22 protein-coding genes are annotated in these 21,481 nt (G+C 74.0%); 7 read left to right on the top strand and 15 right to left on the bottom strand.

Annotated elements, in window-relative coordinates; genetic code table 11:
• The first annotated feature begins 323 nt into the window (after nucleotides 1–323).
• The gene (locus ABTY15_RS07210) at nucleotides 324–824 is read left to right on the top strand and encodes an SsgA family sporulation/cell division regulator (RefSeq protein ID WP_350577420.1); all 501 of its coding nucleotides are present in this window, start codon (nucleotides 324–326) and stop codon (nucleotides 822–824) included.
• Here ABTY15_RS07210 and ABTY15_RS07215 read toward each other — a convergent pair.
• The 3 genes from ABTY15_RS07215 to ABTY15_RS07225 form a co-directional block, all read right to left on the bottom strand.
• The gene (locus ABTY15_RS07215) at nucleotides 743–2,320 is read right to left on the bottom strand and encodes a GAF domain-containing protein (protein ID WP_350577422.1); all 1,578 of its coding nucleotides are present in this window, start codon (nucleotides 2,318–2,320) and stop codon (nucleotides 743–745) included. The two genes, ABTY15_RS07210 and ABTY15_RS07215, sit on opposite strands and share 82 nt — an antisense overlap.
• A 197-nt stretch (nucleotides 2,321–2,517) precedes the next feature.
• Nucleotides 2,518–3,618, bottom strand: a complete 1,101-nt coding sequence (locus ABTY15_RS07220) for a M56 family metallopeptidase (protein ID WP_350577425.1) — start codon at nucleotides 3,616–3,618, stop codon at nucleotides 2,518–2,520.
• On the bottom strand, nucleotides 3,618–4,067 hold the full coding sequence (locus ABTY15_RS07225; RefSeq protein WP_350577428.1) for a BlaI/MecI/CopY family transcriptional regulator: 450 nt from the start codon (nucleotides 4,065–4,067) through the stop codon (nucleotides 3,618–3,620). The genes ABTY15_RS07220 and ABTY15_RS07225 overlap by 1 nt, the downstream gene beginning before the upstream one ends.
• Nucleotides 4,068–4,290: 223 nt before the next feature.
• Between ABTY15_RS07225 and ABTY15_RS07230 the strand changes: the two genes are divergently transcribed.
• The 5 genes from ABTY15_RS07230 to ABTY15_RS07250 all read left to right on the top strand — a co-directional run bounded on the left by ABTY15_RS07230 (nucleotide 4,291) and on the right by ABTY15_RS07250 (nucleotide 8,330).
• Nucleotides 4,291–4,935, top strand: a complete 645-nt coding sequence (locus tag ABTY15_RS07230) for a DedA family protein (RefSeq protein ID WP_350577431.1) — start codon at nucleotides 4,291–4,293, stop codon at nucleotides 4,933–4,935.
• Entirely contained in the window at nucleotides 4,932–5,603 is a 672-nt protein-coding gene (locus ABTY15_RS07235; RefSeq protein WP_350577434.1) for a phosphatase PAP2 family protein, read from the top strand. Before ABTY15_RS07230 ends, ABTY15_RS07235 begins: the two co-directional genes overlap by 4 nt.
• Nucleotides 5,604–5,799: 196 nt before the next feature.
• Nucleotides 5,800–6,312 carry a pyridoxamine 5'-phosphate oxidase family protein gene (locus ABTY15_RS07240; protein ID WP_350577437.1) on the top strand — a complete coding sequence of 171 codons (513 nt, stop codon included), beginning with the start codon at nucleotides 5,800–5,802 and terminating at the stop codon, nucleotides 6,310–6,312.
• A gap of 134 nt (nucleotides 6,313–6,446) precedes the next feature.
• Nucleotides 6,447–7,568, top strand: a complete 1,122-nt coding sequence (locus tag ABTY15_RS07245; RefSeq protein WP_350577442.1) for a TIGR03364 family FAD-dependent oxidoreductase — start codon at nucleotides 6,447–6,449, stop codon at nucleotides 7,566–7,568.
• Nucleotides 7,569–7,652: 84 nt separating this feature from the next.
• Complete coding sequence (locus tag ABTY15_RS07250) at nucleotides 7,653–8,330, top strand: phosphonatase-like hydrolase (protein ID WP_350577444.1); 678 nt, start codon at nucleotides 7,653–7,655, stop codon at nucleotides 8,328–8,330.
• A gap of 61 nt (nucleotides 8,331–8,391) precedes the next feature.
• Here ABTY15_RS07250 and ABTY15_RS07255 read toward each other — a convergent pair whose 3' ends face one another.
• The 12 genes from ABTY15_RS07255 to ABTY15_RS07310 form a co-directional block, all read right to left on the bottom strand.
• A complete protein-coding gene (locus ABTY15_RS07255) occupies nucleotides 8,392–9,213 on the bottom strand; it encodes a hypothetical protein (protein WP_350577447.1) in 822 nt (273 codons plus the stop codon).
• A 17-nt stretch (nucleotides 9,214–9,230) separates the two neighbouring features.
• Nucleotides 9,231–9,740, bottom strand: coding sequence for a SigE family RNA polymerase sigma factor (locus ABTY15_RS07260; protein ID WP_350577449.1), 510 nt, complete (start codon nucleotides 9,738–9,740; stop codon nucleotides 9,231–9,233).
• A gap of 155 nt (nucleotides 9,741–9,895) precedes the next feature.
• Nucleotides 9,896–10,774 carry an RNA polymerase sigma-70 factor gene (locus ABTY15_RS07265; protein WP_350577452.1) on the bottom strand — a complete coding sequence of 293 codons (879 nt, stop codon included), beginning with the start codon at nucleotides 10,772–10,774 and terminating at the stop codon, nucleotides 9,896–9,898.
• Between the two features lie 6 nt (nucleotides 10,775–10,780).
• Entirely contained in the window at nucleotides 10,781–11,701 is a 921-nt protein-coding gene (locus tag ABTY15_RS07270; protein WP_350577454.1) for an NAD-dependent epimerase/dehydratase family protein, read from the bottom strand.
• Nucleotides 11,702–11,782: 81 nt separating this feature from the next.
• A complete protein-coding gene (locus ABTY15_RS07275; protein WP_350577457.1) occupies nucleotides 11,783–12,325 on the bottom strand; it encodes a hypothetical protein in 543 nt (180 codons plus the stop codon).
• Nucleotides 12,326–12,363: 38 nt separating this feature from the next.
• On the bottom strand, nucleotides 12,364–15,042 hold the full coding sequence (locus ABTY15_RS07280) for a protein kinase domain-containing protein (protein WP_350577460.1): 2,679 nt from the start codon (nucleotides 15,040–15,042) through the stop codon (nucleotides 12,364–12,366).
• A 41-nt stretch (nucleotides 15,043–15,083) separates the two neighbouring features.
• On the bottom strand, nucleotides 15,084–15,404 hold the full coding sequence (locus ABTY15_RS07285; RefSeq protein ID WP_350577463.1) for a DMT family transporter: 321 nt from the start codon (nucleotides 15,402–15,404) through the stop codon (nucleotides 15,084–15,086).
• Between the two features lie 5 nt (nucleotides 15,405–15,409).
• Entirely contained in the window at nucleotides 15,410–16,084 is a 675-nt protein-coding gene (locus tag ABTY15_RS07290) for an HAD family hydrolase (protein WP_350577466.1), read from the bottom strand.
• Between the two features lie 122 nt (nucleotides 16,085–16,206).
• Nucleotides 16,207–17,289: an ABC transporter ATP-binding protein gene (locus tag ABTY15_RS07295; protein WP_350577469.1), complete on the bottom strand. Its 1,083-nt coding sequence runs from the start codon at nucleotides 17,287–17,289 to the stop codon at nucleotides 16,207–16,209.
• Between the two features lie 64 nt (nucleotides 17,290–17,353).
• Complete coding sequence (locus ABTY15_RS07300; RefSeq protein ID WP_502893444.1) at nucleotides 17,354–18,163, bottom strand: ABC transporter permease; 810 nt, start codon at nucleotides 18,161–18,163, stop codon at nucleotides 17,354–17,356.
• Entirely contained in the window at nucleotides 18,163–19,143 is a 981-nt protein-coding gene (locus tag ABTY15_RS07305) for an ABC transporter permease (protein WP_350577472.1), read from the bottom strand. The genes ABTY15_RS07300 and ABTY15_RS07305 overlap by 1 nt, the downstream gene beginning before the upstream one ends.
• A gap of 7 nt (nucleotides 19,144–19,150) precedes the next feature.
• Nucleotides 19,151–20,314, bottom strand: a complete 1,164-nt coding sequence (locus ABTY15_RS07310; RefSeq protein WP_350577475.1) for an ABC transporter substrate-binding protein — start codon at nucleotides 20,312–20,314, stop codon at nucleotides 19,151–19,153.
• Between the two features lie 339 nt (nucleotides 20,315–20,653).
• On the opposite strand from ABTY15_RS07310, the gene ABTY15_RS07315 reads away from it, so the two are divergent.
• Nucleotides 20,654–21,466 carry a GntR family transcriptional regulator gene (locus ABTY15_RS07315; protein WP_350577761.1) on the top strand — a complete coding sequence of 271 codons (813 nt, stop codon included), beginning with the start codon at nucleotides 20,654–20,656 and terminating at the stop codon, nucleotides 21,464–21,466.
• Nucleotides 21,467–21,481 lie beyond the last annotated feature (15 nt).

A 21,481-nucleotide genomic window follows, 5' to 3' on the forward strand; every position in this document is an offset into this window, starting at 1 on the left:
CCGGCAACGTCGCCCCCCGGGCCGCGGGCCGCCGAGATCGTCCGGATGTGTCCGCCGGGGGCCGGTCGGGGTCCGGGCGGGGCCCGCGCCGGGAGGGGGAGAGCGTACCAGCGGGCGGCCGCACTCCGAACGGTTTCCCTCCATTCCGTGGACATCCGTTCGAGAGGCGGAAGTTGACGGTCCGTCTGACAATCCGCCGGGCAATTCCCGGTAAGGGGCCGGTCGGCCCGACGGGGATTATTGCAACCTCCTTGCAACCCTTGCCCGCCCGGCCGGACGTGGCTCAGGCTGTGGTCATCCCACGCCGTCCCGGAGAGACCGTCATGCCGCCCGACCCGCTGTCCGCAGCCTCCAGTGCACCCCTCGCCGCCACCCCCACGGGCGGCGATGGGGAGGGCTCCACCGCCGCTCCGGCGGCGGTGGAGGAGGTGCTGCCGCTGCGGATCTCGCTGGGCGAGGAGGTGGTCGGCGAGGTCCGCACCAGGTTCCGCTTCGACGCCTCGCGCCCGTTCGAGGTGCTGCTGACCTTCCACCTGGGGCGGCCGGACGAGGCCGACTGGGTGTTCTCGCGCGAGCTGCTGCGCGACGGCCTGCGCACGCTGAGCGGCCAGGGCGACGTCAAGCTGTGGCCGGCCTACTGCCCGTGCCACGGCTCGACGTTGCACCTGGCGCTGGAGTCGCCGCACGGCAGCGCCCTGCTGGAGGTGTCCAAGCCGCGGGTCCAGGAGTGGCTGGACCGTACCTACGCGCTGGTCTCCGAGGACGACGAGCTGGACTGCGGCCCGACCGACGCCCAGTTGGCCGCACTGCTCGCCGGCGGCTGAACCCCCGGCGGACCGTCCGCGGGCGCGCGCGGCGCCGGGACGGGCGGTGCGGGGACGGCCGAGGTCGGGGCGGATGAGGGCGAGACGGGTGAGCCCGGGGCGGGTGCCGCCGCCCCCGGCAGGCGGACCGTGCCCGCGGCCAGCCCGGCCCGCAGCCGCCGGACGGCCGGCGCCGAGGAGGACGGCAGCAGGCTGTACGGGTCCTCCGGGCCGTCCACCGTGACCAGCACCGACTCGGCGAAGCGGTACGGCCGGTGGGCCAGCAGGCCGCCCAGGTAGCGGCGCAGCCGGGACAGCTCGGCGCGGACCGTCACCGTCCGGCCCGGGTCGCCGAACAGCGCCTCGGCGAGCTGCGCGGCGCTGCTGCCCTCGCGCGAGGTGGCGAGCAGCAGCAGCAGTTCGGCGTGCCGCGGGCTGACGGCGTGCGACCAGCCGCCGGCCGCGCCCTGGACGGACAGTTCCGGGCGGTCCGGGCGGCGCAGGTCGAGCCGGAGCCGGGCGCCCTCGGCGTGTTCGGCGGTCACGGTGCCGGAGCCGTCCGCCTCGGGCGAGCGGACCGGGCGGACCAGCCAGCCGTCCGCGACCGGTTCCAGCACGCACTCGCCGAGGCCGGGGACCCAGTGCACGGCGGCGCTGCCCCAGCCGCCGGTGGGTGGCCGCAGCCGGGTGGGCGGCGGCAGGCCGGCCGCGGCGGCGGTCCAGCCGGCCGAGTCCACCACCAGGGCCGGTCCGGCCACCCGGGCCAGCAACGGGGCGGCCAGGGTGCGCAGGTGGTGCAGCGACTCCATCCGGTGCGCGCGCAGCTCGGTCTCGGCGAGCCGGGCGGCGGTGGCGGTGAGCTGGAGCAGGTACGGGCGGATGGTGTGGGCCGGGCCGCTGAGGTTGATCGCGCCGACCAGCTGTCCGGTGCCGGGGTCGTGCACGGGCGCGGCGACGCAGGTCCACGAGTGGTGGCTGCGCAGGTAGTGCTCGGCGGAGTGGACCTGCATCGGCCGCTGGACGCGCAGCGCGACGGCGATGCCGTTGGTGCCGACGCTCTCCTCGACCCACCTGGCACCGGTGATGAAGCCGATCCGGTCGGCGCTGCGGCGCAGGCCGCGTTCGCCCTCCTGCCAGAGCACGTGGCCCTCGGCGTCGGCGATGGCGAGGATCAGCGGGGCCTGGTCGGAGGGTTGGAGCAGGGTCTCGCGCAGGACGGGCATCACCGCGTCCAGGCCGCTGGCGCGGCGGCGGTGTTCGATCTCGGCGGGGCCGAGGTGGACGGCGGCGGCGCCGGTGTCGGGGTCGAGGCCGAGGCGGCGCAGCCGGGCCCAGGAGTCGCCGATCTCGGGGCGGGGTTCGAGCAGGCCGGGGTTGCCGGGCTCGGGGAGGCCGGGCTGGACGAGCTCACGGGCGGCGGCGTCGGCGAGGGTGCGCTCGTGGACCTTGGCCAGTTCCGCCGCGGTCGGCGGGGTGCGCCGCTCTGGTCGTCGGGACTGCCGTCCGGTCTGCCGCACTCGCGTCGCTCCTCGCCGCCGTTCGAGGCCGCGCCGGGGTCGGCGCGCTGACGAAAGAGTACGGGGGCGTCGGGTTCGTGGGGACGGGGTCTGCCAACTCGGCATACCGGGCGGTATGACAGTGGACATGCCAAGTGGCTATGACTAAGGAACGGTCCGGCGGGGTCGGGGAACAGGTCCGGCGGGGTCGGGGTGGATCAGCGATCCGCCCCGGTGCCGGGCTGCGCGCCGGTGACGCGCTGCGCCGCCTCCACGGTGCGGTGCAGGTCGGCGGTGGCCTCCAGGGTGGCGGCGGTGGTCAGGGCCAGGCAGGCGGCCAGGGCGAGGGCGGCCGGCCGGCGGCGGGTGCCGACGGCCGTCGGGCGTGGTGGCTGGAGCAGGGCGGCGACCCGGCGCGGGACCGGGCCGGAGTGCGCGGCGGCGACCAGCCGGGGCCGGGCCGGCCAGGGGGACCGGCTCGCGGCGAGGGCGGCCCGGCCGACCGCCCGGGCGGTGGTGGCGCGGTCGCCGACCCGGGCCGCGGCCACCTCGTCGGCCCAGCGCTCCAGGTGGTACCCGAGGGGTGCGCGCAGCGGCCGGAGCGCCGGGTGGAGGTGGGCGGCGTGCTCGGCGACGGCGAGGAAGAGGTGGTGGCGGGCGGTCAGGTGGGCGCGCTCGTGGGCCAGCAGGGCGGCCCGCTCGGGACCGGTGAGGGCGCGCAGCATGCCGGAGGTGACCACGATCCGGCCGGGTTCGCCCGGTCGGCCGGGGCGGCGCAGGCGGCCGGGCAGGGCGAAGGCGTCGGCGCACTCGTCGTCCAGGACGGCGAGCGGGTGTTCGCCCGGCCGGAGGATCGGCTGGAGCAGGGCGTGGGCGCGGGCCCGGGCGAGGAGGGCCCGCAGGGTGCGCTCGTCCGGATGCCGGGCGGTGTCGGGATAGGCGGGTCGGGCGGGGTGGTCGGCGTCCGGGAGGGCGGCCCGGGCGGCGTGCAGGTCCTGTCGTCGGCGGCGCGCGGTCCGGACGGCCAGGACGGTCAGTGCGGCGAGGGCGAGGGCGGCTGCGGCGGCCGCCGGGAGCGCGTCGGGTGCGGCGGCGGTGAGCCAGGGCAGCGACAGGTGGCCGAGCGCGGCGACGGCGGGCAGCTGGAGCAGTCCGGCGGCGGCGAGCAGGCCGAGCGAGCAGAGCGTGCCGCCGGCCAGCACAGCGGCCGTGCCGGCGAGCATCCAGGCGGCGGCCCGGGGCGGCAGCGCCTCGGCGAGGCGGCGGGCGAGCGGCGCGGCCAGGAAGGGCAGCAGCAGCGGCGCCCAGACGGCGATCATCACGAGGCGTCCCGCGCGGTGTCACGCCAGGCGTCGTCGGGCTGGACGGAGGTGTGCCGGACGGCGTCGGGCTGGGGTGCGGCGCCGTCCCCCAGGAGCTCGCGCAGCAGCTGCTCGTCCTCGGCGGAGAGGTCGGAGACGAAGCGGGCGAGGACGGTGGAGCGGTCCGCCTCGCGGCCCAGCTCGGTGTGCATCCGGCGGGCGGCCAGGCCGGCCGGGTCCTGGACGGTCGGGGTGTAGGCGTAGGCGCGGCCCGCCCGGGTGCGCTCCACCGTGCCCTTGTCGTGCAGCCGGGCGAGGATCGTGGCGATGGTGGTGCGGGCGAGGTCCCCGCCGAGCGCCGTCTGGACGTCCTGCGGTGTCATCGGCTGTCGGGCCGACCAGAGCGCGGCCAGCACCTCGGCCTCCAGCTCCCCGGCGGGGCGCCGGGCGGACGGTAGGTCGGACATGGCGGCGCTTCCTCCAGGAGTCGTCTACAGTCATGTAGACCGTCTACGTCACTGTAGACGGTCGGGGCGGGTTCCGCGGCGGTGAATCCCCGCGGTGAACCGCCCCCAACGTACGGGAGGTCCGCCAGCCTTGCTCCAGTTGCCCGCCGATCCGGCCGTCCACCCCCTCGCGGTGAGTCATGTGAGTCATGTGAGCCATCTGGCGAACGGTGCGCTGAGTCATGTGACGAACCTCGCGGTGAACCCGCTGGACGCGTCCTCGCTGCTCGCCGCCTTCGGCGCGCTCGGCATCGCCGCCGTGCTGTTCGCCGAGACCGGCCTGCTCGTGGGCTTCTTCCTGCCCGGCGACTCGCTGCTCTTCACCGCCGGCCTGCTCTGCGTGCCCGGCGCCACCAAGGGGCCGCAGCTGGAGCTGTACCAGGTGCTGCCGGCCGCCCTGGTCGGGGCGCTGGCCGGCGCCCAGGTCGGCTACCTGATCGGCCGGCAGAGCGGCACGGCGCTGCTGCGCCGGGTGAAGCGGCGGAGCCTGCTGGAGGGCGTCCAGCGGGCCGAGGTGCTGCTGGCCAAGTACGGGCACGGCAAGGCGATCGTGCTCGCCCGGTTCATCCCGGTGGTCCGGACGGTGCTGAACCCGCTCTGCGGCGTGCTGGACGTGCCGGTCCGCGCGTTCACGTTCTGGCAGGTGCTCGGCGGCACGGTGTGGACCGTCGGGGTGGTGCTGGCCGGGTACGTGCTCGGTTCGTCCGTTCCGGACATCGACCGTTATCTGCTACCGATCATTGGTCTGGTAGTAGTTGTCTCCGTGCTCCCCATTGTTCTCGAAGTGTTCCGTGCCCGTAAGTCCCGTCGCCACGGAGGTGACAAGTGATCCCCTCCCGGGTGCTGGCCGTGTACGACGGCAGCGGTATCGACGGCAGCCTCTACAGCCGGGTCAACCGGTGGGCGGACGCGGCCCCGCACTGGCTGGACGAGCTGATCAAGGTGTGGTCGGCGCTCGGCCTCGGCCTGTTCGCGGTCTTCATGCTCTACGCCTGGTGGCGGGCGCGCGGCGCGGACTCGGCGGTGATGGCCCGGGTGCTGGCCTCCCCGGTGATCGTGGTCCTCGCGTACGGCGTGAACTCGCTGCTCAAGGGCATGGTCGAGGAGGTCCGGCCGTGCGCGCAGATCCCCGGCAGCGTCTCGCTGGAGACCTGCCCGGGCAGCGGTGACTGGTCCTTCCCGAGCAACCACACCGTGATCGCCTTCGCCGCCGCGACCGCGCTCTGGTTCGTCGACCGGCGGCTCGGCTGGATCGCCGGGCTCTTCGCGGTGCTGATGGGCGCCTCCCGGGTCTGGGTCGGCGTGCACTACCCGCACGACGTGGCGGTCGGCGCGCTGGTCGGCGTCCTGGTGGCGATCCCGCTGGCGCTGCTCGCCGCGCGGCTGGCGCCGCTGGTCGACCGGATGCGGGCCGGCGCGCTGCGCCCGCTGCTCGGGCCCGGCGCGCTGCCGCTGGTGACCCGCGGGCCGGAGGCGTACCAGAGCCAGCGGCGCTGACCCGCGGCACCGGGCTGCGGCGCTGACCCGCGGCACCGACCCGACCCCGATCTGCCAAGGCCCGTCCGGCCCTTGTCCGGACGGGGTGGCGGGTAGAGCATGTGAGCCGGGCGTGGGCCCCCTTCGGAGGGGGACCCGCCCGGCTCAGTCGTGCCGGGGCGCGGGAGCGCCGGGCGTGCCAGGGAGGGAGTGCCGAATGCCGTACCGACTCGACATCACGCAGGGGGACTGGCCGGGCGAGCTGCTGCACAAGGGCGTCGAGGGGCTGCTTGCCGAGGCCATGGTGCTGACCCTCGCCACCGCCGGGCACGAGCACGGCCCGCACGCCAACCTGGCCTTCTTCGCGTACGACGACGACCTCGTCCTCTACTTCGTCAGCGAGCGCTCCACCCGGCACAGCCACCACCTCGCCGAGGAGGCCCGGGCCGCCGCCACCGTCTTCCTGCCGCCGCCGGTCTTCGGCGAGCAGCTGCGCGGGTTGCAGCTGAGAGGGAGCGCGGGCGAGGCCTGGGGGCGGCAGGCGGAGGCCGCGCTGGCGGCGTACCAGGGGCGGTACCCGTCCTTCGCGCAGGACGAGGCGGTCCGGCGGCAGTTCCTCACCGGCGGTGGGGCGGCGGCGCTGTACCGGTTCCAGGTGGAGGAGCTGACGGCGGTGGACGAGCCGAACTTCGGGCGGCGCAACTACCTGCGGGCGCGGGTGCTGCGGTGATCGTTCCGGGGGGCTGACGCGGAGCTCGCACCGCTGAAGTTACCCGCAGGTTGTCTGTACAACTTTTCGGGTGGTTCATCTGTGCGACCTTGTTCGGACGCCCCCAGGACACCTGGCCGCACCAGCCTGGCCGCATGAGAGTCATCGTCGTAGGAGCAGGCGTGCTCGGCACCATGCACGCCTGGCAGGCCGTCGAGCGCGGTCACGAGGTCGTCCACCTGGAGCGCGAGGCCGAGGCGCGCGGCGCCTCCGTGCGCAACTTCGGTCTGGTCTGGGTCAGCGGTCGCGCGCAGGGAGCGGAACTGGACACCGCGCTGCGCGCCCGGGAGCTGTGGGAGGCCATCGGCGCCCGCGTCCCGGACCTCGGCTTCCGGGCCAACGGCTCGCTCACCGCGATCCGCACCGAGGCCGAACTCGCCGTCGCCGAACAGGCGTTGACCCTGCCCGACGCCGCCGCCCGTGGCTACCGGCTGCTCGACCCCGAGCAGACCAGGGCCGCCAACCCGGCGCTGCGCGGCAAGCTCCTCGGCGCCCTGTGGTGCGAGCGGGACGCCGCCGTCGAACCCCGCACCGCCCAGCCCGCGCTGCGCGCCGCCCTCCAGGCCACCGGCCGCTACACCTTCCTGCCCGGGCGCGAGGTCCGCGACGTCGTCGGCGAGAACGCCGTCCGCGACGACCACGGCGACGTCCACACCGGTGACCTGGTGATCCTCTGCACCGGCGCCTGGCTCGGCGGCCTCGTCCGCGAGCTCGCCCCCGAACTGCCGGTGCGCCGGGTCCGGCTGCAGATGATGCAGACCGACCCGCTGGACGAGCCGCTCACCACCTCCGTCGCCGACGGCGACAGCTTCCGCTACTACCCCGCCTTCGCCGGCAGCGTCCTCGACCGGCTGCGCGAGACCCAGCCGCAACCGCAGATCGCCGCCGAGTACAAGATGCAGCTGCTCATGGTCCAGCGGCGCGACGGCGGACTCACCATCGGCGACACCCACGAGTACGACCAGCCGTTCGGCTTCGATGTCGTCGAGGACCCGTACGACCACCTGGTCGGCGTCGCCGAGGACCTGCTCGGCCGCCCGCTGCCGCGGGTCCGCCGCCGCTGGGCCGGGGTGTACGCGCAGTGCGTCGACACCACCCGGGTGGTCCACCGCGAGCAGGTCCGCGACGGCGTCTGGCTCGTCACCGGCCCCGGCGGGCGCGGCATGACCTGCTCCCCGGCCATCGCCGAGACCACCGCCGACCTCGCGAACCTGTGAACGCCGTACGGGCCGTACGAGCCGTACGCCGCGCAAAGCCGTCAGCAGAGCCGCAAAGCCGCAAGTAGAGCAAGGAACATCGCCGTGACCGCTGTAGACATCCGCCTGGTCGTGCTCGACATGGCCGGAACCACCGTCGCCGACGGCGGCCTGGTCGAGCAGGCCTTCACCGCCGCCGCCGCCTCGCTGGGCGTCGAGGCCGGCAGCCCCGACTTCGCACCGATGCTGGACCACGTCCGCGCCACCATGGGCGAGTCCAAGATCTCGGTGTTCCGCCACCTGTTCGGCGAGGAGGAGAAGGCCCAGCGGGCCAACGCGGCCTTCGAGACCGCGTACCACGACCTCGTCGACGCCGGGCACTGCGCCGCGCTGCCCGGCGCCGCCGAGGCCATCGCCGAACTGCGCGGCCAGGGCCGCGCGGTGGTCCTCACCACCGGCTTCTCCCGGGCCACCCAGGACCGCATCCTGACCGCCCTCGGCTGGCAGTCCGTCGCCGACCTGACGCTCTGCCCCGCCGAGGCCGGCCGCGGCCGCCCGTACCCCGACCTGGCGCTCACCGCGCTGCTGCGCACCGGCGTGGAGTCGGTGCGGCAGCTGGCCGTGGTCGGGGACACCGGCTACGACATGCTCACCGGCACCCGGGCCGGGGCCTCGATCGTGGCCGGCGTGCTCACCGGCGCCCACGACGAGGCCCGGCTGCGGGCCGACGGGGCGACGCACGTGCTCGGCTCGGTGGCGGAGCTGCCGGCGCTGCTGGGCTGACCGGGTGCGGTGTTGAGTGTTGAGTGGGAAGTCGGACGGGCCGACTTCCCACTCGGCGGTCCTACCTGTTCCAGTGCGGGCTCAGCGCGATGCCGCGCAGCTGGTCGACCGTCAGCGGCAGGTCGGGGCGGGTGGGGGCGGGGCTGAAGTTCCGGTCGTCCCCTCCCGGGGGGACGATGCTTGCGACGTTGAACTCGTCCACCTCGACCAGCCGGCCGTCGGGCCGCAGGACCCGCACGGTGAGCTTGATCCCGCCGCCGATGATCTTGCCCGGTTCGACCCACACCTTCGTGCCGTCCGGAAGCGTCTCGGGGCAGTGCTCGGGCGAGGTCGGGTGGCAGTCGCCGTAGCCCTGCGACGTGCCGTCCGAGAAGTCCACCTGGATCACGGACGCTCCCTTGCCGTCGTCGTACGTGAAGCCGCCCCCGGCGCCCATGCGTTGGTCGGCCGGCTTGGTGATGCGGCCGTCGACGAAGGTGCCGTTGCTGTTGGTCCGGGTGATCTTGCCGGGTGGCAGGAACGCGGCCAGCTGGGCGGAGATCGGGCCGGAGCGCGGGCCACCGGTGGGCGGGGCCGCCGACGGGGTGGGGGCCGCGGTCGGAGGCGCGGTCGGGGTGCCTGTGGCCGTCGCGGTGGCGGTCGGCGGTGCGGCCGGGGCGGGCGCGGCGGCGGGGGATCCGGAGAGGACGAAGCCGCCCGCGACGCAGGCGCCGGCCACGGCGAGGGCCGCCGTACCGAGCTGCGCCCGGCGGACCAGCTTCAGCCGGCGGCCCCGGGTGGTCGCGCGGACGACGAGGTCCCCGCTGTGCGGGCCGAACTGGCGGGAGGCGTGCCGCAGCGCGTCGTGCAGACGCTGATCGGGGTTCAGCTGGTTGAGGTCCATCGGTGCGCTCCGTTCGGTCAGGCCTGGACGAGGTCGGCGAGCAGCGCGTCCCCGAGGACGAGCCGCAGCTTCTGCAGGGCCCGCAGGCTGCGGGTGCGGACGGCGCCCTGGGAGAGCTTCAGCATCCGCGCGGTCTCCTCGACCGGCCGGTCGTCCCAGTACCGCAGGACCAGCACCGCCCGGTCCTTCGGGGCCAGCTGTGCCAGCCCGTCCAGCAGGGTCAGCCGCAGCTCCGGGTCGCCGTCGCCGACGGAGACCCGGTCGTCCGGCAGCCGGTCCACCGGACGCTCCTGCGCGCTGCGTCGACGGCGGTACGAGGTGAAGGTGCGGACCAGCACGGTGTGGGCGTACGCGATCGGCGCCTCGGTCCGGTCGATCCGCCGCCAGGAGCGGAACATCTTCGCCAGCGTCTCCTGGACCAGGTCCTCGGCGAGGTGCCGGTCGCCGGTCAGCAGGCACGCGGTGCGGTACAGCTGATCGCTGCGGGCATGGGCGAACTCCAGGAAGTCCGCGGGTACGTCCCCCACCGGGATGGTCCTTTCTCGAACTGTCATCGACCCAGGCACGCGATGGCACCGCCGCCGCGTTACGGCGGCGGCGGTGGGTGTGGTGACGGTCACGTGGCCGTCGGCGGTGTGCGGTCGGGGTCGCGGGTGCGAGGACCTCGGGGAGGACCGACTCCTCAGGGCCGGTGCAGGCCGCGCAGCTTGTCCGGGTTGACCTGGAAGCGGAGGTTCCGGATCAGGCCGTCGACCAGGTCGAAGGCGAGGGCGCCGACCGGGTGGCCGCCCATCGTGAACAGCACCCCCTCCTCGCCGTTGATCGAGGCGCTCGCGAGCGCCATGCCCTGCAACTCGGGCTTGGCGAGGACCCCGAGCATCCAGCGGGCCACCGCGTCGGTGCCGTGCAGCGGGCGGCGGGCGGCCGTCACCTTGCCGCCGCCGTCGGACCAGGCGGTCACCTCCGGGGCCAGCAGCTCCATCACGGCGTTCAGGTCGCCGCCCGCGCAGGCCGCCAGGAAGCGCTCGGTGACCTCCCGGCGGCGGTCCGCGTCGGCGTCGAAGCGCGGGCGGCGGGCCTCCACGTGCTTCTTCGCCCGGTGGGCGATCTGGCGGACGGTGGGCTCCGGGCGGTCCAGGATCTCGGCGATCTCGGCGTGCGAGTAGCCGAACACCTCGCGCAGCAGGAACACCGCCCGCTCGACCGGGGCCAGGGTCTCCAGCACCACCAGCATCGCGGTGGACACGGTGTCGGCCAACTCCGCCTCCTCGGCGACGTCGGGGGTGGTCAGCAGCGGCTCCGGCAGCCACGGGCCGACGTACGCCTCGCGGGTCGCCCGGGCGGAGGTGAGCCGGTTCAGGGAGAGGTTGCTGACCGTCCGGACCAGGTACGCCTTCGGGTGCCGCACGGCGGACCGGTCGGCGCGGCTCCAGGTGAGCCAGGCGTCCTGGAGGACGTCCTCCGCGTCGGCGACGCTGCCCAGCATGCGGTACGCGGTGTCGAACAGCAGTCGGCGGTGGGCGGTGAACGGGTCGTCCTGGTCAGCCCTATCGATGATCATGGACCGTCAGGCTGCCAGCGGCACCTCGCGACCCGCAAGATTCCGCAGACCGTCCGCGCAGCTCGCGAAGGTCGGCGCCCAGGCCAGCTCGCGCTTCGCCTTGCCGTTCGCCAGCCGGAGGTTGGTCGCCATGATGGTGTGCGCCAGCGGGGCCGGCTTCAGCAGCCACAGCGGCACCCGCATCGGCGCCGGAGCGCCGAACGCCTCGGCGACGGCCCGCACATGGGCGCCGAACCCCATCGGGGTGTCGTCCACGATGTTGTACGCCTCGCCGGCCCGTCCGTGCTCCAGCCCCAGTACCACCGCGCGGGCGGCATCGTCCGCGTCCACCCACGACAGCGCCCGGCCCTGGTCGGCGACGACCGGCAGCCCGCGCTTGCGCAGCATCGGCAGCACGGTGGTCTCGGTGACACCCGCGCCGTAGAACATCCCGAACCGCAGACTCACCGCTGCCAACCCGTCGGCGGTGAAGGCCAGTTCCTCCTTGGTGCGCATCGCCCCGACGTGCCGCTCCAGCCACGGGTCGGTGCCGTGCGGGCCGAACCCGTCCCCCTCGGCGAGGAGTCGGTCGCCGTGGTCGCCGTAGCCGTAGCCGAACATCATCGACTCGACGAGGAACCGCCGCGCCCCGGTCTCCCGGGCGGCGGCCAGCAGGTTCCGGGTGCCCTGGACCCGCAACTCGTTGGTGGCGGCCATGTCCTGGTGCCGCATCATCGACTTCCCCTGCAACGCGGTCGCCGCGTGCACGACCGCGTCGAACCCCAGCCCGTCCACCGCCCGCAGCACCGCGTCCCCGTCCAGCAGATCCGCCCGCACCGCGTTCCCCGCACCCCGCCCCAGCCCGGCCACCTCGTGCCCCGCCGCCACCAGCTCCCGGCTGATCTTCCGCCCCAGCACACCACTCGCACCCGCCAGCAGAACCTTCATCGCCGTGCTCCCTTCCCGTCCGGTTGTGCCCATGGGACAAGCGGGGCCGCCGTGGCGTGACAGGTGTCGGTGTGTCCTGCGTCACACCCCTCGGGCGTCGCCCTCGGTATCGAGGGCGTCGAGGGCGTCCGGGGTGAGGGTGGCCGCGGGAGCGAGCGAGAGGTAGTGGGCCATCGGGCGCAGCGGGACGGCGATGCCGTCGAGGTCGATCATCTCCTCGATGGAGAAGCCGCCCCCGCGCTCGAACATGAGCAGCAGCGGCTCGTAGGGGTCGGGAAGACCGGGGAGGTCGACCTTTGTCCCGCGGCGGAACGCGGGCCAGTGCACGGCGCCCCGGCAGGCCTGCTTCAACGTCCGTCGACCGAAGGTGCGGCTGACGAACTCGTCGAGCGCGGCCGTGACTTCGGGGGAGGTGTGGTCGACCGGGTCGATGTGCCGCGCGATGTCGAAGAACGGCCAGTGGCCCCTCGCGTCGAAGGCGTCCGCCCAGAGCGCGGACCGGCGCAGGTACTCGGTCATCAACCGGGCCCGCGAGCGCCGGTGGCCGAACGCGAAGTCCCCCTGGTCGGTCCACCGGACAGCCCGGAGGCGGTCCAGAGCGATGCGAGACGGATCCTCGGTCATGTGGGCCTCATGGTGTTGATCGGGTGGGGCGTGGTGGGTCAGGTGCCCCAGATCCGGATCTCGCCGGCGTCGTACGCGGTGACGATCCGGGTGCCGTCGGGGGAGTACGCCACCGAGTTGGCCGTGGAGTCGTGGCCGCGCAGGGTGGTGAGGTGCCGGCCGGCGGTTGCGTCCCAGATCCGCACGGTGCGGTCCGAGCTGCCGGTGGCGAGGTGGGTGCCGTCCGGGGAGAAGGCCACCGAGTGGACCTCGGCGGTGTGACCGCGCAGGGTGGTCAGGTGGCGGCCGGTGGCCGCGTCCCACAGTGCCACCGTCCTGTCCTTGCCGCCGGTGGCGATGCGGGTGCCGTCCGGCGAGAAGGCGACCGAGTGGACCTCGTCGGTGTGGCCGTGGAGGGTGGTGAGGTGGCGGCCGGTGGCGGCGTCCCAGAGCTGGACGGTGCGGTCCGAGCTGCCGGTGGCGATGCGGGTGCCGTCGGGGGAGTAGGCCACCGACCGGAGTTCGGCGGCGTGGCCGTGGAACGTGGCCAGACGCCGACCGGTGGCCGCGTCCCAGACCCGTGCCGTGTGGTCGGTGGAGGCGGTGGCGATGCGGGTGCCGTCGGGGGAGTAGGCCACCCAGGAGACGTGAGCGGTGTGCCCTCGGAGCGTGCGGAGCTCCTGGCCGGTGGTCGGGTCCCAGACCCGTGCCGTGGTGTCCCGGCTGCCGGTGACGATCCGGGTGCCGTCGGGGGAGAACGCCCCGCACGTGACCGTGTGGTCGTGGTGGCGGAAGGTGGTCAGGTGCCGGCCGGTGTTCGCGTCCCAGATCCGCGCGTCGGCGTCGTTGGAGCCGGTGAGGACGCGGGTGCCGTCGGGGGAGTACGCCGAGAACGTGGCGCGCATGGTCTCGCCGGGGAAGGTGGTGAGGAGTCGGCCGGTGAGCACGCCCCAGAATCGTGCGCTCCCGTCCCGACCGGCTGTGAGGATCCGGGCGTTGTCAGGTGCGTAGGCGGCTGTGAGGACCTCGGCGGTGTGGCCGTGGAGGGTGGTGCGGTGGCGGCCGGTGGCGGCGTCCCAGACGCGTGTCGTGCGGTCGGCGGAGGCGGTGGCGATACGGGCGCTGTCGGGGGAGAACGCCACGGAGTGGACCTCGGCGGTGTGGCCGCGGAGGGCGAAGAGGTCCTGCCCGGTGGCGGCGTCCCAGACACGCGCCGTGCGGTCGGCGGAGGCGGTGGCGATACGGGTGCCGTCGGGGGAGAACGCGACCGAGTGGACCTCGGCGGTGTGGCCGTAGAGGGTGGTGAGGATCCAGCCGCCGGTGGTGTTCCAGATCCGCGCGGTGTGGTCCGTGCCGGCGGTGGCGATGCGGGTGCCGTCGGGGTTGTAGGCCGCCGCGTTGACGCGGGCGGTGTGGCCGTGGAGGGTGCTGAGGTGCCGGCCGGCGGTCGCGTCCCAGATCCGCGCCGTGTGGTCGGCGGAGGCGGTGACGGCGCGGGCACCGTCGGGGGAGAACGCCACCGAGACGACCTCGTCGGTGTGTCCTTCGAGGGCGATGAGGTGCAGGCCGGTGGCGGCGTCCCAGATCCGTACGGTGTGGTCCGAGCCGCCGGTGAAGATCCGGGTGCCGTCCGGGGAGAAGGCCGCCGCGGTGACCGCGCCGGGGGCGTGGCCGTGGAGGGCGGCGATGTGGTGGCCGTTGGCGGTGCCCCGGACCCTGCCGACGCCGGCCGCGTCGCCCGTGACGATGCGGGCGCCGTCGGGCGAGTACGCGGCGGCGAAGAGTACGGCGGGGTGGCCGTCGAGGACGCGGACGGTACGGAACGCGGGCACGCGCGGCCCGGCCGGCGTCGGGGGCGTCTCGACGACCGTGGGCGCGTACTTCGGCTTCGGCGGGGTGGCGGCCGCGGTCGGCGGCTGGGCCGGCCGGGACCCGAGCGCGCGCAGTTCCCGGACCGCCTGCTCCAGGCCGGTCCGCCCCGCCGGGTCCTTGGTGAGCAGCCCGCGCAGCAGTGGCGCGAGCCCGCCCGCGTACCGGGTGGGCAGCGGCTCCTCGCGCGCGACGGCGTACACCAGGCCCGCGACGGTGTTCGCCGCGAACGGCAGCCGGCCCTCGACCGCCTGGTACAGCGTCACACCGACCGACCACAGGTCCGCCGCCGGGGTGAGCCGCAGGCCGCGCAGCAGCTCCGGGGCCTGGTGGGTGACGGTGCCCGGGGAGCCGTCGACGTGGGTGACGGTGGTCGCCCCGGGCAGGTGGGCGATGCCGAAGTCGGTGAGGACGACCCGGTCGCCCTCCAGCAGGATGTTGCCGGGCTTGATGTCCCGGTGCACCACCCCGATCGTGTGCGCCGCGCCCAGGGCCTCCAGCAGGGCGAGGCCGATCCGGGCGACGTCGGTCACCGGGAGTCGGCCCCGCTTGTCCAGCACCGAGGCGAGCGAGGGGCCCTTGACCAGCTCCATCACGATCACCGGCGCACCCTGCCAGGACACGGTGTCCCAGATGGTGATGACCCCGGAGTGCTGGCGCAGCTGGGCCATGGTCCGGGCCTCGCGCTGGGCCCAGGCCAACAGGTCGGCCGCGCTGTCCCGGTCCGGCGGCAGGCGGACCGTCTTCAGGGCGACCTCGCAGGCCAGGACCTCGTCCCAGCCGCGCCAGACCTCGCCCATCCCCCCGCCGCCGATGAACTCCACCTTGCGGTACCGGCCGGCTATCAGCCCGTGCTGCGCATCAGTCACCGGGCCACCGTACTGGGTACACCATCGTCCACGGACGGGCGTCAGTGACTTCCCTTCAGATTGAGTACGACCACCCCGACGATCACCAGGGCGATCCCCAGCCACTGGAGCCGCCCGAGCGACTCGCCGAAGGCGATCACGCCGATCCCGGCGACCGCCGCCGTCCCGGCGCCCGACCAGACGGCGTAGGCGACCGAGACCGGGATGTGTTTGAGCGCGCGGCCGAGCAGCAGGAAGGAGAGCACGTAGCCGATGGCCACGCCGATGCTCGGCCAGAGGCGGGTGAAGCCCTCGGTGAGCTTGAGGCAGCTGGTGGCGCAGACCTCGCTCAGGATGGCGAGGGCGAGCAGGAGGTAGGGCACGGCGGTCAGCCGGTCCGGTCGGCGCCGAGCTTCCCGAGCAGGGCGAGGTCGGCGTTCTCCAGGCTGTCGAGCAGGGTGATCCGGGAGCCGTCCGGCATCGGGGTCGGGGTGGACGGGACGGCGAGCACGGCGCAGCCGGCGGCGGTGGCGGAGGCGACCCCGGTCGGGGTGTCCTCGACGGCGACGCAGGCGGCCGGGTCGAGGCCGAGCCGTTCGGCGGCCGCCAGGTACGGGTCGGGCGCGGGCTTGGTGCGCGGGGTGTCCTCGGCGGCCAGGGTGACGGCGAACCAGTCGCGGCCGATGGCGGACAGTACGAGGTCGACGACCCGGCGCGGGGAGGCGGAGACCAGCGCGGTGGGCACCCGGGCGTCGCGCAGTTCGGCGAGCAGGGCGAGCGCGCCGGGCCGCGGCACGGTCTCGGCGGCGACCTTGCCGGCGAAGGACTCGCCGAGCCGGTCGGCGAGCTCGGCCTCGGTGAGGCTGGTGCCGCTGACCTGGTGCAGGTGGGCGGCGGTGTGCTCGACGGCCTGGCCGAGCACCTCGGGGGCGTCCTGCTCGGTGAGCGCGTGCTGGAGCTCGGCGGCGAGCTCGGCGGCGGCCTGCCACCAGAGCTGCTCGGTGTCGACCAGGGTGCCGTCCATGTCGAAGAGGACGGCAGCAGGAAGAGGGATCTCAGGCATGGCGGTACCTTCGGTGGTTCATCAGGTGGCGGTACAGGGTTTCAGGCGGCGCGGCGGCCCGTGCAGGCGGGTCGCCCGGCCGGGCCGCGGCGCCGTCGAGCAGGTCAGGCAGGTGAGGCGGGTCAGGCCGTGCGGCGGTCCACCAGGACCGGTCGCTCCGGCAGGGTGAGCGCGGCGCGGGCGCCGGCCGGCAGGGCGGCGGCGGCCTCGGTGGGCAGGTCGGCCTTGACCTCGGTGCCGTCGTCGAGGCGGACGGTCAGCCGGGTGACGGCGCCCAGGAAGGACGCGGTGACCACCTGGGCGGGGCCGTGGGCGTCCGGGGTGAGGGTGACGTTCTCCGGGCGGACCAGCACCTGGAGCTCGCCGTCGGCCGGCAGCTCGCCGTCGACCGCGTGCCGGCGGCCGAGCACCTCGACGCCGTCGGCGGTGCGGCTGCACGGGATGCGGCTCATGGTGCCGACGAACTCGGCGACGAACGCGGTGGCCGGGCGGCCGTACAGTTCGGACGGGCCGGCGCACTGCTCCAGCCGCCCGGCGCGCAGCACGGCGACGCGGTCGGCCATGGACAGCGCCTCCTCCTGGTCGTGGGTGACGAACAGGGTGGTGATGCCCAGCTCCTGCTGGAGCCGGCGGATCTCCTCGCGCAGCTGGAGCCGGACCTTGGCGTCCAGCGCGGACAGCGGCTCGTCGAGCAGCAGCACGCGCGGCTGGAGGGCGAGGGCGCGGGCGAGCGCGATGCGCTGCTGCTGGCCGCCGGACATCTGGTGCGGGTAGTGCTCGGCGCGGTGCGGCAGGCCGACCAGCTCCAGCAGCTCCTGGGCGCGCCGGCGGCGCTGGGCCTTGCCGGTGCCGCGCATCCGCAGCCCGAAGGCGACGTTGTCGAGCGCGGTCAGGTGCGGGAAGAGGCTGTACGACTGGAACACCATGCCGGCGTCGCGCTTGTGCGCGGGGATCGCGGTGATGTCCTGGCCGTCGACCAGGACCTCGCCCGAGTCGTGCTGCTCGAAGCCGGCCAGGATGCGCAGCGCGGTGGTCTTGCCGCAGCCGGACGGGCCGAGCAGGGCGAGCAGTTCGCCCGGCCGGACGGTCAGGTCCAGGCCGTCGAGGGCGGTGGTGGTGCCGAACGCGCGGCGCAGCGCCCGGAACTCGACGGTGGCGCCGCCGGTGGCCGTGGCGGCGGGGGTGCGGGCGGGTGCCGTGGTCATGTGGAGCAACTCCTGGAAGGCGTGGGGTGGTTCAGGACCGCAAGGTCGTGCGGGCCGGGTGGGTTCAGGACCGCGCGGTCTTGCGGCCGCGGCCGACGGCGGACATCAACAGCAGGACGATCCAGACGATCAGCAGGCTGAGCATCGACACCGCGACGGACATCTGGCCGTCGCTCTTGCCGTTGGAGTTGATCCACACCGAGAAGGGGGCGAAGCCGAGGATGGAGGCGGTGGTGAACTCGCCGAGCACCAGGGCGACGGTGAGCACGGCCGCGTTCAGCAGCGCGCTGCGCAGGTTCGGCAGCACGACGGTGAACACCGCCCGCAGCCAGCCGGCGCCGCAGTTGCGGGCGGCCTCGACCAGGGTGACGACGTCCACGCCGCGCAGCCCGGCGTCCAGCGCCCGGTACGCGAACGGCAGCGCCATCAGCACGTAGGCGATGACCAGGACGACCGGGAACTTCGGGTCCTGGATGGCCACGATGGTCTGGAAGAACGGGGTGTCCTGGAGGTAGTCCGGGCCCCAGCGCAGCACGCCGATGATGCCGGTGGTGAGCGCGACCACCGGGACGACCAGCGGCATCGAGCAGATCACCTCGACCACCGGGCCGAGCCGGGGCGCGCCGAGCCGGGCGGCGAGCATCGCCGGCACCAGCAGGAGCAGCAGCACGGCCACGGTGACGGCGGCGAGTTCGAGGCTGAGCACCAGGCTGTCGTTGAAGCCGGGGGCGCTCAGCAGCTCGGTGTAGGCGCGGAAGGTGGTGCCGCCCTTGTTGTCGTCGATGCTGAAGATCACCGACGCGGCCATCGGCACCGCGAAGTAGACGCCGCAGAGCAGCAGGACGAGGCCGCGGCCGAATCGGATGCGGTTGATCAGGCGAGCCACTTGGCACTCCGGCGCTGAAGGGGCAGGTACACGGCCATCACCAGGCAGGCGACCACGATCATGTCGAGGCCGAGGGCGAGGGCGAGGTTGCCCTGGCCGACCAGGACGTTCCCGGACAGCGCGTCGCCGATCTGCATCGAGATCAGCGGCACCGAACTGCCCACCATGGCCTCGGCGGTGGCGTACGCGGCGAAGGAGGCGCCGAACAGCAGCACGAAGCCGCCGAGCAGCGAGGGCACCAGGACCGGCAGCGCCACGTGGCGCCAGTACTGCCCGACGGTGGCGCCGTTGTTGTACGCGGCCTCGCGCCACTGGACCTTGAGGCCCTCCAGCGCCGGGGTGATGGTGATGACCATCAGCGGCACCAGGAAGTACAGGTAGACCACCGACAGGCCGGAGAAGGTGTAGAGGCTCCAGCCGTGCGAGGTCAGGCCGAGCCGCTTGGTGACCTCGCCGGAGTTGCCGAGGGTGGCGACGAACATGAACGCGAGCGGCACCCCGCCGAAGTTGGCGAGCACGCCGGAGGCGGACATCACGGCCTCGCGGAAGACCCGGAACCGGGAGGTCACCACGGCCTGGGCCAGCGGCAGGCCGACCACGGTGGCGATCAGCGCGGTGAGCAGCGAGAGCTTCACACTGCCCCACAGGGCGGTGAAGTACGCGCCCTGGAGCGAGCCGGTGAGGTTGTCGGTGGTGAAGGTGCCGCCGCCGTCGGGGGCGTCGGTCGAGGTGGTGAACGCGCCGATGGCGATGGCGATCGCGGGCAGGCCGAAGCCGATCGCGAAGAACACCAGGAGGGGGAGGGCGGCCAGCCAGGCGCGGCCGCGGTCGGCCCGGGGCCGGGAGGGGCGCGGGGCGCGGGCCGACGTGGTGGCGGCCGGGGTGCTGGGGGATGCGGAGCCGGGGGTGCCCCCGCCGCGCTGGGCGGCGGAGGCGGTGGCCGGCACCGGGGTGGGAGCCGTGGTCATCGTCAGGTCAGCCCGCGATCGCCTTGGCCCAGTTCTCGGTCACGGTCTTCTTGGCCGCGTCCGTCTGCTCCTGGGTCGGGAAGGTGGTGAAGGGCTTCTCGACGGTCGGGAGCTTGGCGGCGGCGTCGGCGTTCAGGGTGCCGGCGGCCTTCATGGCGTCGAACAGGGCCGGGGTGGCGTAGCCGCCCAGGAAGCCGTTCTGGCCCTCGGCGCTGTACAGGTACTCCTCCCACAGGCGGGCGGCGGCCGGGTGCGGCGCGTCCTTGTTGATCGCCTGGTTGTAGTACTGCGCGTAGGAGCCGTCCGAGGGGATGGCCACCTGCCAGTCGATGCCCTTGTCCTTGAACTTCACGGCGTAGCCGGCGTTCAGGTACGACCAGTCGATCGAGATCGGGGTCTCGCCCTTCTCGATGGTCGCCGGGGTGACCTCGACCGGGTTGAAGTTGCCGGCCTGCTTGACCTTGCCGAAGAAGTCGATGCCGGGCTGGATGTTGTCCAGCGAGCCGCCGTTGGCGAGCGCGGCCGCGTAGACGGCGCCGAAGGCGGCACCGGCCTTGGTCGGGTTGCCGTTCAGAGCGACCATGCCCTTGTACTCGGGCTTGAGCAGGTCGGCGAAGGTCTTCGGGCAGGCGGCGACCTTCTTGGCGTCGCAGCCGATCGACATGTAGCCGCCGTAGTCGTTGTAGCGCAGGCCCTCGGGGTCCTTCATGGTGGCCGGGATCTTCTCGAAGTCGGCGACCTTGTAGGGGGCCAGCAGGCCCTGCTTGGCGGCGCTCAGGGCGAACGCCGAGCCGAGGTCGACGACGTCGGGGGCGCGGTCCTGGCCCTTGCGGGAGGTGACCGCGTTGATCTCGTCCTGGCTGGAGCCGTCCGGGTTCTCGTCCTCGATCTCGATGCCGTACTTCGCCTTGAAGTCGTCCATCAGCTTGCCGTAGTTCGCCCAGTCCCGGGGCAGCGTGATGACGTGCAGCTTGCCCTCCTTCTTGGCGGCGGCGACCAGGGCGTCCATGCCACCGAAGTCGGCGACGGACTTGGCGGTCTTGGCGTCCTTGCCGCCGGCGGCGTCGCCGGACTTCGCGGACGTGCCCGCGGAGCCGCAGGCGGTGAGGGACAGCGCGGCGGCGGTCAGAACGGCCGCGAAGGCGGCGGTACGGGCGCGGTGCACGGACACTGGTCAGTCTCCTGATCGGGGGTGTACTGCGTGAGAGAGGGGTGGTGCGGGTGTCTGATCGGGGGATCGCGCGAGTGGTCGTTCGAGGTCGCTCGGGGCTGTTCGAGGCCGTCCGAGTTGACTAGCCAACTTCGCTGACGGGGGTAAGTACGCCGGAGTCCGGTGACGGGAAGGTGAACGGACGGCCCAGAACCGGGGTCGGCTGTGGGAACGGTGGAAACCGGCCATCGGAGCGTGATCCGTTCGGTGCGATGCTTCGACTGCGCAGCGGGATAAGGTCGGGCTGTCCGCGCCGGAACGGCTGCGCAGGACACCGCCCCAGGAGGGACTTTGACTGACGTGGCACTGGAACCCGAGCGCCCCGCCGCCGAGCAGCGCCCCGCCGCCGAGCGCCCCGCGGAACGCGCCACCGGTGCTCTCTACCGGAAGGTCGCCGCGGACCTGCGCGAGGCCATCACCACCGGTGCGTACGGCGAGGCCGGCCGGCTGCCCGCCGAGGGTGCGCTCGCCGAGCAGTACGGCGTCTCCCGGGGCACCGTCCGTCAGGCGCTCGCCGTGCTGCGCTCCGACGGACTGGTCACCTCCCGCCGCGGCACCCGGCGCGTGGTGCTCGGCACCGCCCGGGTGCAGAGCTTCTCCGAACTCCTCAGCTTCACGCACTGGGCGTACTCCATGGGCGAGGAGCCCGGCGGCATCCTCGACTCGCTGGTCCGCCGCCCGGCCGACGCCGCCGAGCGCGAGCAACTGCGCCTGGAGCCCGGCGCCGAGGTGTACGTGACGGTGCGACTGCGCACCCTCTCCGGCACCCCGGTGATGGTCGAGCGCACCATCTACCCGCCGCGGGTCGGCGAGATCGTCGCCGAACTGCCGCCGGACGTCGTCTCGCACACCGAGGTGCTGCGCGAGCACGGCATCCTGTTCACCGACGCCGACCACACCATCGACATCGTCGCCGCCAACGCCGAGGACGCCCGGCTGCTCGGCTGTCGGCGCGGCGGGCCGCTGCTGCGCGAACGGCGGCGGACGACCGACCCGACCGGCACCCCGGTGGAGTGGTCCCAGGACCGCTACCTGCCGGGGACGGTGGCCTTCAGCGTGCACAACTCGCTTGCCACGTCGGCGCTTTCGCGGCACGCCCGGGAAGAGGACTGAGTCTCCTCCCGGGCG

It is taken from the genome of Kitasatospora sp. NPDC097643 (assembly GCF_040302625.1).
Lineage (GTDB): Bacteria > Actinomycetota > Actinomycetes > Streptomycetales > Streptomycetaceae > Kitasatospora.